11 protein-coding genes and 1 pseudogene are annotated in these 16,987 nt (G+C 61.2%); 7 read left to right on the top strand and 5 right to left on the bottom strand.

Annotated features, from left to right (window positions below; translation table 11 throughout):
• Positions 1–245: 245 nt before the first annotated feature.
• The 3 genes and pseudogenes from hpnJ to FJ404_09200 all read right to left on the bottom strand — a co-directional run bounded on the left by hpnJ (position 246) and on the right by FJ404_09200 (position 3,373).
• Positions 246–1,704: pseudogene (gene hpnJ / locus FJ404_09210) on the bottom strand (hopanoid biosynthesis associated radical SAM protein HpnJ).
• Positions 1,701–3,113 carry a DUF3463 domain-containing protein gene (locus FJ404_09205; protein ID MBM3823047.1) on the bottom strand — a complete coding sequence of 471 codons (1,413 nt, stop codon included), beginning with the start codon at positions 3,111–3,113 and terminating at the stop codon, positions 1,701–1,703. Before FJ404_09205 ends, hpnJ begins: the two are co-directional and overlap by 4 nt.
• Positions 3,114–3,154: 41 nt before the next feature.
• On the bottom strand, positions 3,155–3,373 hold the full coding sequence (locus FJ404_09200) for a hypothetical protein (protein ID MBM3823046.1): 219 nt from the start codon (positions 3,371–3,373) through the stop codon (positions 3,155–3,157).
• Between the two features lie 244 nt (positions 3,374–3,617).
• Between FJ404_09200 and FJ404_09195 the strand changes: the two genes are divergently transcribed.
• Entirely contained in the window at positions 3,618–4,469 is an 852-nt protein-coding gene (locus FJ404_09195; GenBank protein MBM3823045.1) for a hypothetical protein, read from the top strand.
• A gap of 664 nt (positions 4,470–5,133) precedes the next feature.
• A complete protein-coding gene (locus FJ404_09190) occupies positions 5,134–6,024 on the top strand; it encodes a type II secretion system protein (protein ID MBM3823044.1) in 891 nt (296 codons plus the stop codon).
• 35 nt (positions 6,025–6,059) lie between these two features.
• Here the strand turns inward: FJ404_09190 and priA are convergent, their stop codons facing one another.
• Both priA and FJ404_09180 read right to left on the bottom strand, forming a co-directional pair.
• Positions 6,060–8,288 carry a primosomal protein N' gene (gene priA / locus FJ404_09185; GenBank protein MBM3823043.1) on the bottom strand — a complete coding sequence of 743 codons (2,229 nt, stop codon included), beginning with the start codon at positions 8,286–8,288 and terminating at the stop codon, positions 6,060–6,062.
• Positions 8,289–8,301: 13 nt separating this feature from the next.
• A complete protein-coding gene (locus FJ404_09180; GenBank protein ID MBM3823042.1) occupies positions 8,302–9,048 on the bottom strand; it encodes a polyprenol monophosphomannose synthase in 747 nt (248 codons plus the stop codon).
• Positions 9,049–9,348: 300 nt separating this feature from the next.
• Here FJ404_09180 and FJ404_09175 point away from each other — a divergent pair, with 300 nt between their 5' ends.
• The 5 genes from FJ404_09175 to FJ404_09155 all read left to right on the top strand — a co-directional run bounded on the left by FJ404_09175 (position 9,349) and on the right by FJ404_09155 (position 16,983).
• A complete protein-coding gene (locus tag FJ404_09175; GenBank protein ID MBM3823041.1) occupies positions 9,349–10,332 on the top strand; it encodes a terpene cyclase/mutase family protein in 984 nt (327 codons plus the stop codon).
• A gap of 360 nt (positions 10,333–10,692) precedes the next feature.
• Positions 10,693–11,790 (top strand): hypothetical protein, encoded by a 1,098-nt coding sequence (locus FJ404_09170; protein ID MBM3823040.1) that lies wholly within the window; start codon positions 10,693–10,695, stop codon positions 11,788–11,790.
• A 285-nt stretch (positions 11,791–12,075) separates the two neighbouring features.
• Positions 12,076–13,428, top strand: a complete 1,353-nt coding sequence (locus tag FJ404_09165) for a DUF1552 domain-containing protein (GenBank protein MBM3823039.1) — start codon at positions 12,076–12,078, stop codon at positions 13,426–13,428.
• Between the two features lie 41 nt (positions 13,429–13,469).
• Positions 13,470–14,282 carry a class I SAM-dependent methyltransferase gene (locus FJ404_09160; GenBank protein ID MBM3823038.1) on the top strand — a complete coding sequence of 271 codons (813 nt, stop codon included), beginning with the start codon at positions 13,470–13,472 and terminating at the stop codon, positions 14,280–14,282.
• Between the two features lie 13 nt (positions 14,283–14,295).
• On the top strand, positions 14,296–16,983 hold the full coding sequence (locus tag FJ404_09155) for an altronate hydrolase (protein MBM3823037.1): 2,688 nt from the start codon (positions 14,296–14,298) through the stop codon (positions 16,981–16,983).
• The last annotated feature ends 4 nt before the right edge of the window (positions 16,984–16,987 follow it).

Genomic DNA, 16,987 nt, shown 5'->3' with positions numbered 1-16,987 from the left:
CTCAAGCAGCGTGAACGCCGCGCCCCGGCGCTGCCGCGCGCATCACCGAAAACCTGTGGATGCGTTGTCGGTCTCATTTTGCCGCTGAGCGCGACGGTATCGTTCTTTGACCCGCCGCCGCACGTTGAAGAATTTGGACTCTTCCGACCTGTCCGTGCGCTTCGCGGCGCGTCGATGGCCCGGCCATGGTTCCGGCGTGCGCAAAACGCCCACCAGAATTCGGGGGTGCAAGAGAAGGAAATGCCCTATCTGGGGAGCGACTGCACTGTCCCTTTTTGAACTTCTCGGCGCTGACGAAGACTGCGGAAAAATTCAAATCCTTCCCGGATTCTTCGCACGCAAACCTGCTTGTCCTCCAACATGGTTTTGAGAATGCGCAGGATGGGTGTTGGACGAAGATAATAGGCGCGGTAGAATCGATCCACCGCCTCAAAAATCACGTCTTTGCTCAACCCTGGATATTCGAGAGTGGATTGCTGGAATCCGTCCGTTTCGACCAGGTCCGTTTTATCCTGCTTCACAAACCAGCCGTTTTGCCGCGCCGTCTCAAACAGTTCGGTGCCCGGGTAGGGGGCGGCGAGGGAAACTTGCAGGCTGAAGACGTCGAGTTCCATGGCGAACCGGAGGGTGTTTTCGATCGTCTGTGGCGTTTCCACGGGCAACCCTAGAACGAAGGTGCCGTGGATCATGACGCCGGCGCGATGACAGGCGCTGGTGAAGGCGCGCATTTGATCCATCGACACGCCCTTTTTGATGCGTCGCAGGATCTCTTCGTTCCCGCTTTCATACCCCACCAGGAACAACCTCAAGCCGCAATCTTTGAAGAACCGGATCGTGGTCTCGTCCAAATTGGCCCGGCTGTTGCAGGACCATGTCAGATCCAAAGGCGCCAATCGGCGGGCGATTTCACGGGCTCGCGGCAGGTTTGCCGTGAAGGTGTCGTCGTCGAAGAAAAACTCTTTGACCTGCGGAAAACAGCCTTCTGAGGTAAGCCATTTCAGACGCCACATTCTCCGCACTGCGCGTCCGGTATTGATGGCCGCCGATGGTCTGAGGCCAGAGGCAGAAGGTGCATTGGGCCGGGCACCCTCGCCCCGTGTAGAGGCTTAAATAGGGGTGCAGCAAATAGCCGATGAAGTAATTCTCAATCGCCAGGTCCCGCCGGTACACGTCCGCGACCCACGGCAGGTCGTCCATGTTCGAAATCAACTCCCGTTCGGGGTTATGCGCGACACGTCCCTCGCGGGTTCGGTAGGAAAGGCCCCGGACGGACTCCAGCGGACGCCCCTCACAAACTTCCTGGCAGGTGTAATCGAATTCCTTGCGCCCCACCCAGTCGATGGCTGGAGAAGCGCTCAAGGTTTCCGCGGGCAGCACCGCCGCGTGGGCACCCACGAATCCGATGCAGGTGTCGGGCCGGTTTCGTTTGATGGCCTCCGCGATCCGGCAGTCGTTTTTGAGCGAGGGGGTGGAGGTGTGAATGATGACATGAGGATACTGGGTGGCGATACCCAGGCATTCCTCGACTCCGATGCGGTGGGGCGGGCAATCCAGCAGTCGGCTTCCAGGCACCAAGGCCGCGGGTTGCGCCAGCCAGGTGGGATACCCAAAGCTGGTGACCTCGCGGCGCGCCTGATAGCGCGAACCCGCTCCGCCGTCGAAGCCGTCGAAGCTTGGGGGTGAAAGGAAGAGGGCCGAATTCATCTCGCGGCGGATTTGATCTTCCCCAGAAGATCATCCCGCTGCGAGGTGTCACCGTTTCCGCAAGTGCCGTTTTCCTGATGGGCGGGCGTCTCTTCGTGGCGCGAAAACGCGCCGCGCGCACCCGCCGCGGGGGAATGGATCGCCGCCTTGGCCTCGGCCAGGTGTCCTTTGCCGATCGAGAAGCCGTTGAACGCGGAACGTTCCAGCGCGGGGGAGGCGGGCACCGGGGCGGGCTTGGATCCGAAATTATAGCGGAAGTTCTTCCAGTTGTCGCCCGACTGGTAGTTGGTGCCCAGGGCGCCGCTGGGGTCGTAGCCGCAATGCACCATGCAGTTCTCGCATCGTGGATCGCGGGCTTTCCCCTGGACCACTCCGTATTTTTCCCAGTCCACTTTGGCCAACATGTCCGCGTAGCGGGGGTAATGCCCGTCGGTCATCAAGTAGCACGGGGCCTTCCAGCCGCGCACGTTGTAAGTCGGGATGGCCCAGGCTGTGCAGGTCAATTCCCGCTTGCCGGCCAGGAACTCCTGATAAACAGGGGTGCCGAAAATGGTGAAGCGCTCGCCCCACCGTTCGATGTCGCGGAATTTCTGGCGTGTGAGGTCGCGGGTGAGAAAGAAATCGGTGGGATTTTTCCCGAGCCGCTTGACCATGTCCTTCTTGGCCGCGTCATAGTCGTAGCCGGGGGAAATGGTGTGGCCATCCACCTGCAGCGAGGAGAGGTACTCGAACATCGACTCGATCTCGCGGACGTCGGTCTCCTTGTACACCGTCGTGTTGGTGGCGACCTGGTAACCCAGGATCTTCGCCATCTGGATGGCCGCGATGCATTCCTTGAAAACCCCCTCGCGTTCCACGATGAGATCGTGCGTGAACTCAAGTCCGTCCACATGCACGTTCCAGTACATCCATTGGCTCGGGGCCAGGGTGGGCTTGGTTTGACCTCCTCCGTTTCCCCGGCGAATAGCCTCCGCTTCCTTCTCGGTGACGAGTTTTTGGGCGACTAATTGTTCCAGCTTGGGTGCCATGGCGGGCGACCAATGCGCTGTCATGTATTCGCGCATTTTTTTTCGCATGAACACGCCATTGGTGCAGATGTAGATGATGCGCCCTTGAGAGCGCAGCCCTGACACCAATGCTTCAATATGGGGGTAAATCAGCGGTTCGCCGCCGCACACCGAGACCATGGGCGCGTCGCATTCCTCAGCCGCCTTGAGGCAATCCTCCAGCGGGACCATGTCCTTCAAGTTCGTCGAATATTCGCGGATGCGGCCGCACCCGGTGCAGGTGAGGTTGCACGTGTGCAAGGGTTCCAGTTGCAGAACCATGGCGAATTTGGGTGTGCGGGCCAGTTTGTGCCGGACGATATGGCTGGCAATCTTGAGCGTCAGAGCGAAGGGAAATCGCATAGCGGGGAAAAGGAAACGGAATCGACCACGAGGCTTCGGCCTTACGGCACGGCGGCCTCGGCCCCTCCGGCAACGATGTCCGGGGCAGGGGGTGGAATCTCGCCTGGGTTGGCGGAATCGGGGGTTTGGACCAGCCCGGGAAGCAGGAACGTCGCGGGCGAAACACTGTGGGACCCGCTCACGCCGCCACAACCAGGCAGAACGCAGGCGGCGCCAAGGATCGCGATTGCGCGCAGCGCGCTTTTCCACCTAAAGTTCATTCGCGGCACTATAGAAGCGTTGGCCATGTTCGCAACCCCAATCTCCCGGAAGACCCAAGCCGAGTCACGAGCTCTGGTTTCAGTCGCTTCATCGAGGCGCGCGCGCGCCGGCCGCTTTCCGCGTCATCGACCCCGGCCGGAGGGCCGGATCCTCCCGGGCAGACCTCCCCTCCTCTCCGGCGCGCGGCTGTGTCAAACGACCCTCCGCCACCCCGTCTCTTTCTTTCATCCCGTCGCATATTCTATGCGTGCTCGCCCCATGACGGTGCTCGTTCGCGACGGCCTGCGGCCGGTTTTCAACATCCTCACGCAACGGATTCGATCCCAGCGCTTGCGGCGTGCCCGGCGAACCTGCTTTGCCTGGTTTAGCTCGGTCATGGTTCTGCTCTGGCTGGGCGTCGCTCAGGGTGCAGACACGTCCCGGGTCGAATCCGAAGCCCTGGAGCAGGCGAGGGCGGCCTTGGAGGAGGCTCGGCGGAATTTCCAAGGTCAACCGCACCGTTACGGCGAAGCTTGGCGGATGGGCAAAGCCGCGTTCGATTACGCCGAATTCCCCGCAGTTTCCACGAATCGGGCCAAGCTGGCGGAAGAAGGCATCGCGGCCTGCTCGACCGCCGTCACCCTGAAGCCCGACGGCGCGGAGGGGCATTATTTTTTGGCCATGAATCGCGGACAACTCGCGCGCACCAAATTGATTGGAGCATTGCGACTGGTCACCGAAATCGAAAAGGCGCTTAAAGCCGCGCTCGCTTTGGACGCGCGGGTGGATCATGCCGGTCCCGATCGATCGTTGGGGCTGCTCTATTTCCAGGCCCCAGGCTGGCCCGCCAGCATTGGCAACAAGAAGAAAGCACGACAGCATCTGCTTCGCGCCTTCGAACTCGATCCCGTCTATCCCGGCAACGGACTGGCCTTGCTGGAGGCTTTTCGCCAATGGCACGACATGAAGGGTCTTCGTCAAACGGCCCGGGAATTCGAGTCCCGCCTTGGCCTGATGCGCGAGCGCTTCGCCGGCAAGGAATGGGAGTGGTCCTGGGTGGAATGGAATGACCGGTGGCGGTCGATCCAGTCCATGTTGAGAAACAGTTCACTCTGATGTTCCGTGCTCTCCTCAAGCACCGCCCCCAAGGAAAAGAGCGTGCGCCCTGACCGCCCCTCACGGGCGACGCTTCATCCGCGTCAAGCAAGACTAAGCCATGCTCGTTAACCCCCGCCGTTATCCCTCGAGCGTCTCCAGGAGGAGTTGCAGGCGCGGGCGCAGTTCGGCCGGAATTTGTTCGGGCGCGGAGGCATCGAGCAAACCGACTTCCATCAGGTCGCGCCGGTGGGGCCGGTCCCGTCTCGAAACGTCGTAAGCTTCATTCGGAGCAAGGCGTCGAGAGTGGCGACGCAAAATGGATCGGCAGGCCCTAAATCGGCCACGTCCGGCGTCGGCGACAGACCGTTCGCTCTCCAGAAACAAGCCTGGCCACCAGGCCGTTCGAAAGTTGAGTGATCCCTACGGTCGGATGAAGGATCACTCAGACCAGAGTTGACCCGCAACGCGGGGCGCCCCTGGGTAATTGCCCCCCCAAGAGCAAGGTGATACTGCGCGGTCTGCTGCGACTGGCTTTCAGCACCGTCGCGCTCCAGTGCACCGGAGCGCGGCTGTGTCCAATGAAAGCGCCGTGAGCGGAACGTTCCAGCAACCGGCGGATGCGTCGACGTCGAAGGAATCTGCTTGAAGGTTTTCGAGCCTCGTCCTTTGATCAATTAACCCCATGAAGACCCGATTTTCCGCCCTGTCCGTGGTTCGCGCATTCACCCTGATCGAACTGCTCGTGGTCATCGCCATCATCGCGATTCTGGCGGGCATGCTGCTTCCCGCCCTCAGCCGCGCCAAAGATCGGGCCCAAATGACGCTCGATTTGAACAACGTCCGGCAGGTGCTCCTCGCCAGCCAGCTCTACGCCACGGACAATGCCGATTACTTGGCGCACCCGACCTGGGGAGGGGATTTAAGCGGACCCGACGGGTGGATTTACGCCACTCGCAACAACGGGCGCATCCCTGGCGGACCTTCCGCCGTCGTCTCCGCCGCCGGGCGCGACGTCAATTCCAGCCAGTTCAGCAATCAAGTGTCGTTTTTCAAGATCAGCCAGCTGGGTCCATTCCTCAGCGATCACAAGGTGGCTTGGTGTCCGAAAGATGTCGCGACCCGGGGCACGGGAAAACTGAAAACCCTTTGGCTTGGACGTCCCGTCAAGCTGACGTCCTATTGCTGGAATGGAACCATCGGCGGATACAATAATATTGGAAAACCTTCCGTTTCTCCGGATGGAAGGACATACAAGACCAGCGATTTTCTCGGGACCGACTGGCAAATGTGGGAACAGAATGAGTTGGATGCCTTCAACTTCAACGACGCGAGCAACGTTCCCCCGCCGGGCAACACGGGCAACGGTATTTCCATTCGGCACGCGGGTGTGGCCGCTTGGTACCAGCTTCCCAATCCGAACGCTCAGAGCACCCTCAAAGGATTGCCCGGGGGCGCGGTGGCCGGCCTGTTCGGGGGGAGCGCCCATCTCGTCAAGTGGGTGACCTCGTGGCAATACATCAACGTCGATCCTTACCCGAACCCCATCTTCAACGGGCCGGTGTATCAGCGCTGAACTCTTGATTCCACCCGCCCCGATGGACGGGAAACTCAGGATAGATTCACCGGATCGATATCAATCGTCCATTGGACGTCGTCCGGTGGATTCCACTCCGACCTCAGCGTGCCCAAGATCCCGCTGAGTTTGAGCATCTGGCGGGTGCGCAGCATGAGATGGTAACGATAGAATGTTTCGGCGCGCATCAGCGGGGCCGGGGAGGGGCCCGCCAAGATCAAGTCCCTGATGGCGCCCGTCCGGCCCTCGATCTCCTTTCGCAAGTGTTCCGAGCAGAATTTTACTTTTTCTTCATTCCGGCCTTTCAGGATCAACAGCGCCACCCGCGCCGAGGGGGGGTAGGACAGCTGTTCTCGAAACTCCGTCTCTTGTTCGTAGAAACTGAGAAAGTCATGGCGGCGCGCGTACTGGATCGCCGGATGAAATGGCGTGAACGCCTGCACCAAAACCTCCCCTTCGATGTCGCCGCGTCCCGCCCGTCCTGCCACTTGTGTCAGGAGCTGAAAGGTCCTTTCCCCGGCCCGAAAATCCGGCTGATGCAGGCTGAGGTCCGCGTGAATGATCCCCACCAGGGTCACATTTGGGAAATGCAGTCCCTTCGCGATCATTTGGGTGCCCACGAGAATGTCGATCTTGCCCGTCCGGAAGTCCCCGAGAATCGTCCGGTAATCTTCCTTCCGCTGCAGCACGTCGGAATCCATGCGCCGCACTCGCGCCTTTGGATAAGTTCGCGCGAGGGCGTCCTCCACTTTTTCCGTCCCCAACCCGCTGTAACGGATGGCCGGATTCCGGCATCCCGATTCGGGACACTCTGCCGGGGCGGGCGCTTGGAAGCCGCAGATGTGGCATGCGATCACCTGCCGTTTCCGGTGATAAGTGAGGGTCACGCTGCAATTGGGGCACCCCGCCACGTAGCCGCATTTCGGGCACTGCAATGAGGTTGAAAAGCCGCGCCGGTTCAGGAACAGCATCACCTGCTCGCGGCGCTCGAGCCGTTGCAAGATGGCTTCGTGAAGGAGTTGCGAAAAAACCGGCGGACCTTTTTGTTTCCGCGACTCGGCCCGCATGTCGATGATCCGCACCACGGGCAGCCGCTGATGGTCCACGCGGGCTTTCAGTTCCAGGAGCCGGTATTTGCCGTGCTTCGCGTTGTAGTAGCTCTCGAGGGAAGGGGTGGCCGAGCCAAGGACGACCGCCGCGCCTTCCATGGCGCCGCGCACCACCGCGACGTCCCGCGCGTGATAGCGCGGGGCCTCTTCCTGTTTGTAGGAAGGCTCGTGTTCCTCATCGACGATGATCAATCCCAGGGGATCCACCGGGGCGAACAGGGCGGAACGTGCGCCGATGGCGATGCGCGCGCGTCCCTGCCGGATTTTGTGCCATTCGTCGTGGCGTTCTCCTGCCGACAAGTGGCTGTGGAGCACCGCCACGAGCGTCGCCTTGGGACCGGTGCTGAATCTCGCCTTGAACCGTTCGACCGTTTGGGGGGTCAGCGATATCTCCGGCACGAGGACAATGGCACCACGGCCTTGATCGAGCGCGTGGGCGATGGCCTGCAAGTACACTTCGGTTTTTCCACTGCCCGTCACGCCATGCAATAGAAAAACCGCTTTCTCCGCCCCTTGCTTGGGGGAGTCCAAAGCCGTGCGGATTTGCTCCAGCGCGGATGCCTGCTCGGCGTTGAGTTGCAAGGGACTCGAGGGGAGGATTTCCTCGTGGGCGTAGGGATCCCGCTCGACCCTGGCCGGGCCGATCGAGACCAATCCCCGGTTTTCCAATCGCCGGACGGTTTCGGCCGTGGTGCCCGCTTTGGCTAGGAGCGATTGCAGCAGGATTTCTCGCTCTTCCTCCAGGATGTTCCAAACCTCCCGCTGCCGTGAGGTGAGCTTCGGCAAAGCGCCGGCGCCGGGAACCACGCGGACAAAGAGTTGCTCCCGCCAGCCTTCTTTCTCCCGGCGGACAACCTCGGGTAGCACGCTTTTCAACGCGATTTCCGGCGGGCAGCAATAGTAACCGGCGATCCAGCGCGTCAGGGCCAGGACTTTGGACGTGACCAGGGACTGCTTGCCCACCACCCCGGAGAGGGAGCGGAGGTTTCGATGGGTGGAAGTTTCGCTGAGCCCGGTGACACACCCCATGACTTCGCGGCGGCCGAAAGGAACCTTGACCCGGGATCCGACGAAGACCTGGTTCAGGAGTTCGGCGGGGATCAGGTAATCGAATTCCTGCCCCACCGCGATTTCGAGTGTGACCCGGGCGACCACGTCCCGCTCCGTTTCAAACGGGTCCCGCTCCGCCCGGCCTGGGGGATCGCCTCAGTCCGTTTTGGAACCACAAGCTCCACGTGATCCAGATGGCCTCATAGACAATTTTCCGGGACATTTTGGAACTGCCCTGGAATCGGTCGGTGAACACGATCGGCACTTCCCCGATGCGCATGCCTTGCCGCCAGATTTTATGCGTCATTTCGATTTGAAAACTGTATCCGTTGCTGCGGACCGCGTTGAGATCGATGGATTGGAGCGCCCGGCGACGGAAGCATTTGAATCCGCCGGTGGGATCGTTCACCGGCATACCCGTGACCAGTTTCACGTAGAGCGCCGCCCCCATGCTCAACATCAGGCGTTGAAGTGGCCAGTTGATGACACGAATGCCGTTGGTGTAACGCGAACCCAGGACCAGATCGGCATGCTCCGCAGCTCGAACAAAGTTCGGAATCTCGGCCGGGTCATGGGAGAAATCCCCGTCCATCTCCATAATGAATTCGTAATCGCGCGCCAAGGCCCATTGGAAACCGGCGATATAGGCCCGACCGAGTCCATTCTTTTCCGAGCGATGGAGCACGTGGATGCTTGGGTGTTGGGCCGCCAGTTCGTCCGCCAGCCGACCCGTGCCGTCCGGCGAATTGTCGTCCACCACGAGCAGATCGACCGGGATGGGCAGCTTGAGAAGGCGGTCGGCCAGCGCGGGCAGATTTTCCCGCTCGTTGTAGGTGGGCACGATGACCAGGGTTTTCGAACTCATCGAGGACATGGACCCTAGGCGGAATACTCTCCACGGCTGGAGCCCGGAAAGAATTAGAGAACTCGGGGGAGCCACGCAAGGGAGTTAACCTGTCTTTCGCAACTGGCATGGTTTGGGATGCGTAAGTATTTGATTTGCAACGCAGGCCTTTCCAAAGTCTGGAATACAACCCTCCTTCAGTGGGCGCGGTCGGCAGCGAGACGAGTTCCATGGTGCTCTGAATCGAAGGAGGCGCCGGCTCCGGCAATTCCCACTGCCGACGAGCCGCGCGCGAAGCAGTTCGGGCCTGCGTCGCTGAAGTTGGCCGCGAAGTATCTCGAACAGGGCGCATTGACGTGGGTCCGCGAGAAATCCTGTGTGAACTGCCACACCACCGGCCCCTACTTGACCGAGCGCACCGCGTGGACGAAGCAATTCGGTCCCGCCAGCGCGGAAGTTCACCACGACTTTGTCGGCTCGGTGCCGAAGGAGGTCAAGCCGGCGAAGGAGACGGAGACCCGCGGTCACAAGCATTACCCGAGCACGTTCTACAGCGTATGGCGCAGCCTTGGGCTGGCCGAATGGGACCGGCACATCACGGGCAAACTCTCCGAGCCGACCGAACGCTCGATGCGCGACTTGTTCGAGCACCAGTCGGAGAACGGCGCGTTCGTGAGCCACGGCGAAGTGGAGATTCCGCACATCACCACGGACTTCGAGTTGTCATTGCAAGCCGCGCGTGCCATGACTGCCGCGCCGGGCTGGCTCGCGGGCCTGAAGGACGAGACCTTGATGGGCCGCGTGGCCAAGCTGAAGGAATACCTCCGCACCGGCGCGCCGAAGAACGATTTCGACCGCATCCTAAAACTCCAACTCGCGCACTACCTGCCGGAACTGGTTCCGGCGAAGGAGCGTGACGCCGCGTTGGCGTTGCTCTCCGCCAAGCAACACGCCGACGGTGGCTGGAGCATCCGCGACATGTCTGCGGTCAACGACTGGCACTTCGAGATGAGCAAGACCGTGGTGGATCTCATCAATGGGCTGCCTGACGCCCAGAACCCGGAGAGCGACGCCTATATGACCGCGCTCGCCGTCGTCCTCCTGCGGCAGAGCAACGTGCCCACCGCCGACCCACGCATCCAGCGCGGCCTCACCTGGCTGCGGCGGGAGCAGCGCGAGAGCGGGCGTTGGTGGATGCACTCGCTTTACCGGGGAAATTATCACTACATCACCTACATCGCCAAGGCACAGGCGGTGAAGGCCTTCGCCCTGTGCGGCGAGTTGGATGCCATTTCCGCCCACTGATGCCTGTCTCGTGAAATGGTCGGTGGTTTATTTCCGGCTCTGAGTTTCCATTTGAACTTCGAGCCAAGATCATCGAGCAGACGCAGAACCTAGTGTAGTGTCTCACAAATGGCTGGTGTTTTGTTGCGCTCAGTTTGGCCTGTGGCGAGGCGAGAGGAGGGAGGGTCCCCCACCGTGGGGCTCTGACCGACGAGCAACGAAACTACGGGCCAACCTGTGCGCGAACTCCAGCTCAGAAGGGAGATCAACATTCGCCGGCCGCCCTACGCCTCTCGTGATCCCGGCTTGGCCGACATTTTCGAGCCCCATCCCAGCCACCCGCACCGTCATCCGCACTTCGGCCGCCATCGAAAGGACCTCATGAAGAATCCAACGCGTTTGTTGACACTCCCGCTGGTCGCAGCATGCCTGTCCACCCTGAGCCCGCCTCTCGATTCCCACGCTGCCAGGCTGGTGCTCGTCGCCGGTGGCGGCACCGGCCCGGCCACCGGGATCGCGGCGACCGAGGCCAGACTCGACACTCCGTTCGGCGTCGGCTTCGATCGCGCCGGCAACCTCTATTTCGTCGAACTCAACGGCCATCGCGTGGGTCGCGTGGACGGAAAGGGTCGTCTCGCCACCGTCGCCGGGGTCGGGACCAAAGGGGATGCGGGCGACGGCGGTCCGGCGATCGAGGCGCAGTTCAACGGCCTGCACAATCTGGCCGTCGCACCCAACGGCGACATTCTCGTTTCGGACACGTGGAACAACCGCGTCCGCAGAATCAATGCCCGGACGCAACGAGTCTCGACGATTGCCGGCACGGGAGAGCGCGGCTTCAGCGGTGACGGCGGTCCCGCGACGCAGGCGAGATTTGGCAACGTCTACTGCGTTTCACTCGATCCGTCGGGCGGGCAGATGTATCTCGCGGACCTCGACAATCTCCGCATTCGCGCCGTCGATCTGAAAACGCGACTTGTCCGCACGGTCGCCGGCAACGGCCAGCGGGGGGTGCCCGAAGACGGGGCTGTCGCCGTAAACGCGCCGCTCGTCGACCCGCGTGCCGTGATCGCCGCGGCGAATGGCGACCTGTACGTGCTTGAACGCGGCGGGAACGCGTTGCGCGTGGTCAGTCGCGAAGGCCGGATTCGCACGGTTGTGGGGACCGGGGAAAAAGGCGCCAGTGGAGACGGCGGCGACGCCCGGAAGGCCACGCTGAACGGCCCGAAGCACCTCTGTTTCGATCTCGACGGCAATGTCATCATCGCCGACGCCGAGAATCACCTGATCCGGAAATACCTTCCTCGAGAGGGCAGGATTGTTCGGGTCGCGGGCAACGGTCGCAAGGGCGCGAACGGACTCAGCGGCCCACCGGAAGCCGCGGAGTTGAATCAACCGCACGGCGTCCACGTCCGTCGCGACGGCACGCTCTACATCGCCGACAGCACCAATCATCGCCTTTTGAAGATCGAGCCGTGACGGCGCGGCCGTGCGGGCAGGCGGCAAGCGCGCTTCAGGCGGCGCAGGTTTCATGCGAATGGAAGCGTGCGGTGCATCCCGATGTTGTTGGTAGGGCGGGCCTGTCCCAGCCCGCCGCCCACTGGAGGCAAAACATCATGCTCCGGCGGCGCGCCGGGACGGACGCGCCCTACCTGCATCACCGGCAACATCGGGATGTACCGGGAAGCGTGGAATCTTGGTTTTCGGCCTTGTTTTTGGCTCTCCTTCTGCTAGTTTTTAATCTAACTAGCTGACCCATCATTTATGACGAAAACCTGGCAACTTCCGCGGCGGACTTTTTTGAGGGGCGCAGGCACAGCAATGGCGCTTCCTTTGTTGGATGCCATGGTTCCCCTGGGTCGGGCCGCGGGCGCGGCGGCGCCAGCGGTTTCTTCGGCACCACGGCGAATGGCGTTCGTCTATGTCCCCAATGGCGCGAACATGGATGATTGGACCCCGGCGTCGGAGGGGGCAAAGTTTGAGCTTCCCTATATTCTTGATCCTTTGAAGCCGCACCAGGAGGACTTGATGGTCTTGACCGGGCTGACCCAGGACAAGGCGCGGGCGAATGGCGATGGGGCGGGCGATCACGCGCGGGCCTCGGCGTCCTTTCTCACGGGATGCCAGGCGCGCAAGACCCAAGGCGCCGACATCAGGGTGGGAATTTCCGTCGATCAGGTGGTGGCCCAGAAGATCGGCAACAAGACGCGTTTTGCTTCGCTGGAATTGGGTTGCGATCGAGCGCAGCTTTCGGGCAATTGCGATTCCGGGTACAGCTGTGCTTACTCTTTCAATGTTTCTTGGCGCAACGATTCCACGCCGATGCCTCCGGAAACAGATCCGAGATTGGTGTTCGAACGCCTCTTCAGCGGACCAGCCAAGAACGAGTCGAAGGAGGCTCGTGCCCGGCGCAAGATCTATCACCAGAGCATTCTCGACTACGTGATGGAGGACGCACGCCGGCTTCAGTCCAACTTGGGCATAACCGACCGCCGCAAACTGGACGAGTATTTGACGGCGGTGCGCGAGCTCGAGCAACGCATCGAAAAGGCGGAGATGGCGGTTCAGGCGTTGCCGGATCAAGAGCGTCCGATCGGCATTCCCCGCGAGTACGAGAAGCACATCCGGCTGATGTATGATTTGATGGTGCTGGCGTTTCAGACGGATACCACCCGGGTTTCGACGTTTGTGGTGGCGCATGACGGCAGCAATCGTCCTTATCCTTTCATTGGGGTATCCGATGGGCATCATGATCTTTCGCACCACGGCAACAGTCCTGAAAAGAAGAAGCAGATCGCCAGGATCAACCGATTTCACATGGAGCAGTTCGCTTATTTCATGGATCGGTTGAAAGGGGTTAAGGAAGGGACCGGAACATTGCTTGATCAGTGCATGGTGGTTTACGGGAGTGGCATTGGCGACGGCAACCGGCATAACCACGACGATCTTCCCATCGTGCTCGCGGGCAAGGGCGGCGGAGTCTTCCAACCCGGGCGCCATGTTCGTTATTCACCCAACACACCGTTGAACAACCTCTTCTTGAACATGATGGAGGGGATGGGAGCGGCGGCTCCGCGTTTGGGCGACAGCACCGGTCAGCTTCCTTATTTGGGGTAAGCGGCGGGTCGCCGAACTGACTCTTGCATCGCGCGGAGGCATTGGATCACAACCGGCGGGCTTGGGACTTCCGCGCCCGCATCCGTGCGCCCTATGTGGATACCGCCTCGGAGTCGGACTTCCAAGATCCGCTTCGAACCGCTTGTCCCCGTGGATGGCTCGGGCCGGATGTGCGGGGGATGAAGATTCTTTGCTTGGCAGCCGGGGGCGGGCGGCACGGTCCATTGTTGGCGGCGGCGCAAGCTGATGTGACAGTGCTTGATTTAAGCCCGGAGATGCTCGCATTGGACCGTCAAGTGTCTGCGCGGCGGAATCTCTCGCTCCGGGTATTCGAGGGTTCGATGGATGACCTTTCCTGCTTTGAGAACGGTTCCTTCGATGCCGTTTTTCAGCCTGTCAGCAGTTGTTACTTGCCCAAGTTGGACCGACTTTTCGCCGAGGTGGCACGGGTTTTGAAGGCGGGAGGACTGTATTTGAGCCAGCACAAGCAGCCCTCATGTTTGCAGGCGGGATCGGCCTGGGATGAACGCGCGGGAGGATACGTCGTGAAAACGCACTCGGTGGCGGGGATGCCGCTGCCTGCCGAAGGGCCGGAAGCTTTGCATCGCGAGGCGGGAACCTCCGAGTTCCTGCACCGGTTGCAGGACATTCTGGGTGGCATTTGCCGGGCGGGGATGGTGATCGAAGCCGCGGTGGAGCCTCGTCGCGGCCATCCGGATTTTCCCAAAGGATCCTTCGAACATCGGAGCAGTTATTTGCCGCCGTTTCTTGCGCTCAAAGCCCGGCGCGTTTTGAATTCGGCCCTGAGCCCGCATGGTTCAGACTCGACTGAGTTGGGGAAAGTGAACGATTGAGTTCACGCCATCAATGCTGGATCCATTCATGAATTCACCCCTTGATTTTCTGGCGGCCGCGAGATTGCCCGCGGAGACCGACAACGTTGCCATCGCGGTCAAGCGGCTTGAGGCGGGTGCTGCGATCGCGTTGCCGACGGGGCAGGCTCGACTGCCGTTCACGATTCTCGAAGGTCATCGTTTCGCGATTCGACCGGTTGCCCAAGGCGAGAGTTTGACTTCGTGGGGGTTGCCCTTTGGCCGGGCCGTGGAGGCGCTCATTCCGGGCGAGTACGCCTGCAACGCGGCGATCTTGAAGGCGCTGGCGGGAAGGCGTCCGGACTTCTCCCTGCCCGAACGTCCGAATTTCGTGGATGCCCGCATCGATTTCGATCCGGCGCGCGGCGGGGTGGCTTGTGTGGAACAAGTGGCCAGGCATACGAGTGCGGGATCGTTCAAAGGTTTTTGGCGAGGCGGCCTCCGTGGAGCGGGGACGCGAAATTTCATTGCCGTGTTGGGAGTCTCGTCGCGCGCGTCAAGCATGGCCCGGACGTTGGCGGCCATGTTTCGCGAAGCTCCCGGGGGGATGTCCAACTTCGATGGAGTGGTGGCGCTTTGCCACACCGAGGGAGGAGGTTCGGGACGCCCGCACAATTTGGAGTTGTCCGCCCGGACCCTGGCGGGTCTTGCTGGACATCCCAATTTATCGGCCGTGCTGGCCATCGACGAGGGGGGAGAAGGGTTGAACAATGCGCTATTGCGGGAAGGGTTGCGGCAGCGATGGCCTGGCGAAAACCTGCCGGCCCTCGTCTGCCTGAGTTTGCGCGACGGTTGGGACCGTTGCCGCCAGGCAGGGGCGAAGCTGATCACAGGCTGGCTCGATTGGGCCAAGGGGATGGCTCGAACCGAAGTGCCGTTGGAATTCTTGCGGGCGGGGCTGCAATGCGGCGGATCGGACGCTTTTTCCGGAGTTTCCGGCAATCCTTTAGTGGGCTGGGTGTCCAAGGAGTTGGTGCGGTACGGAGGTGCCGCCAACCTCGCCGAGACCAGCGAGTTGATCGGTGCCGAGCCCTATGTTCTGGCTCGCGTGAAGAGCGAGGCTGTGGCGCTCAAGTTCCTCGAAACGCAGCGGCGCTTTCAGGAATGGGCGGGCTGGCATGGCCATAGCGCCGAAGGGAACCCCAGCGGCGGGAACATGTATCGGGGCTTGTACAATATCTCCATTAAGTCCATCGGAGCAGCTCGCAAAAAGGATCCCGAAGTCCGGCTCGACGGAGTGATCGACTATGCTGAACCAATGCCGGGTCCCGGGTATTACTTCATGGACAGCCCGGGGAATGACTTGGAGAGCATCGCGGGGCAGGTCGCGTCGGGGTGTAATTTGATTCTCTTCGCCACCGGCAATGGCTCGATCACGAATTTTCCATTCGTTCCGACGATCAAGGTCATGACGAACACGGGCCGGTTCGAGATGTTGTCCCGGGACATGGACTTCAACGCGGGTCGGTATCTCGACGGGGAATCGATGGAGAATCTCGGACAGGAAGCCTTTGGCCTGACGGTGCGGGTCGCCTCGGGCGAAAGGACAGTGGGCGAAAGGGCGGGGCACTCGCAGCTGCAATTGTGGCGGGAGTGGAGGCAAACTTCGGCGACGTCCGCCAAAATGGCGACCTCGGAAAGGAAGTCGCTGCCGCTCAGGGTGGATTCCGAGCCTTTGCCGCCCATGCTGGTGGAATGGCTTGCCTCGCCAGACACCATTCGCGGGTTGGAGTCCATCAAATCACGCCGGCGCAGTGTGGGGTTGGTGTTGCCCACCAGCCTGTGTGCGGGCCAGATCGCCTCCAGGGTAGCCGAGCAGTTGAGTCAGGACGGATCTGGATCCAAAGCATTCGCGGCTTTTGCCGCCCTTCCTCATACCGAGGGATGCGGCAATTCCGGAGGCGACTCCGAAGAGATCTTGATGCGCGTCATGAGCGGACATCTCCGGCATCCGCGGGTGGGAGCGGGGTTGCTGATGGAACATGGATGTGAGAAGACCCATAACGACGCGTTCCGTCTGTGGATTGGAAATGACGGGGCGGATTTGAATCAATTCGGCTGGTCCAGCATTCAATTGGATGGGGGGATCGACGCCACGGTAGCCAAATCGAAGGCGTGGTTTCTCCAACGGGCAGGGAAATCCGGAATCGCCACAACCTCTGAACCTTATGGGCCAGCCCTGGGCATTGCCTGGACGGAATCGTTGCCGGAAGCGATGGGTCGAAAACTGTCGTTGATTGCCAAGACCTGGCTGAGTCTCGGTGGCACCGTGGTCGTGGCTCCGGGAGAAGGAGCCGGACAACCTGAGTGGCTGGGAACGGTCCAGGACGGGGAATCGATCCGGAAAGGTCCAACGCTGGCCTGTGGAGAGAGGTTCAAGACTGCCGGCATGCACTGGATGGATACTCCCACGGATGACTTGGTTGAAGCGTGGTCAGCTTTGGCAGCAACTGGAGTTGAAGTCCTGGCGGTGGTGTCGGGAGGACCCGTCTATGATCATCATCCCTTCATCCCCATGGTGGCTTGGAGTAACGGGGAGGGTGAAGGTGAGGGGAAGTTGGATTCCGGACTTGCGGCGCGAGCTGGGTTGGACCAATTGCTCCGGGCCGGTTCGGGTGAGGTCCGGGCGGACGCGGCGGTTGCTTTTCAAGTGACTCGGGGGCGATTTGGGGTTTCTCTCTGACCCC

The sequence above is a fragment of the Verrucomicrobiota bacterium genome, assembly GCA_016871495.1.
Classification (GTDB): Bacteria; Verrucomicrobiota; Verrucomicrobiia; order Limisphaerales; family VHDF01; genus VHDF01.
This window is presented reverse-complemented; position numbering and strand designations above follow the sequence as displayed.

Bases quoted from the DNA above. Each gene is read 5' to 3' on its own strand.
- FJ404_09205 (MBM3823047.1), bottom strand. From the start codon at position 3,113: ATGCGATTTCCCTTCGCTCTGACGCTCAAGATTGCCAGCCATATCGTC.
- FJ404_09200 (MBM3823046.1), bottom strand. From the start codon at position 3,373: ATGAACTTTAGGTGGAAAAGCGCGCTGCGCGCAATCGCGATCCTTGGC.
- FJ404_09195 (MBM3823045.1), top strand. From the start codon at position 3,618: ATGCGTGCTCGCCCCATGACGGTGCTCGTTCGCGACGGCCTGCGGCCG.
- FJ404_09190 (MBM3823044.1), top strand. From the start codon at position 5,134: ATGAAGACCCGATTTTCCGCCCTGTCCGTGGTTCGCGCATTCACCCTG.
- FJ404_09180 (MBM3823042.1), bottom strand. From the start codon at position 9,048: ATGAGTTCGAAAACCCTGGTCATCGTGCCCACCTACAACGAGCGGGAA.
- FJ404_09170 (MBM3823040.1), top strand. From the start codon at position 10,693: ATGAAGAATCCAACGCGTTTGTTGACACTCCCGCTGGTCGCAGCATGC.
- FJ404_09165 (MBM3823039.1), top strand. From the start codon at position 12,076: ATGACGAAAACCTGGCAACTTCCGCGGCGGACTTTTTTGAGGGGCGCA.
- FJ404_09155 (MBM3823037.1), top strand. From the start codon at position 14,296: ATGCTGGATCCATTCATGAATTCACCCCTTGATTTTCTGGCGGCCGCG.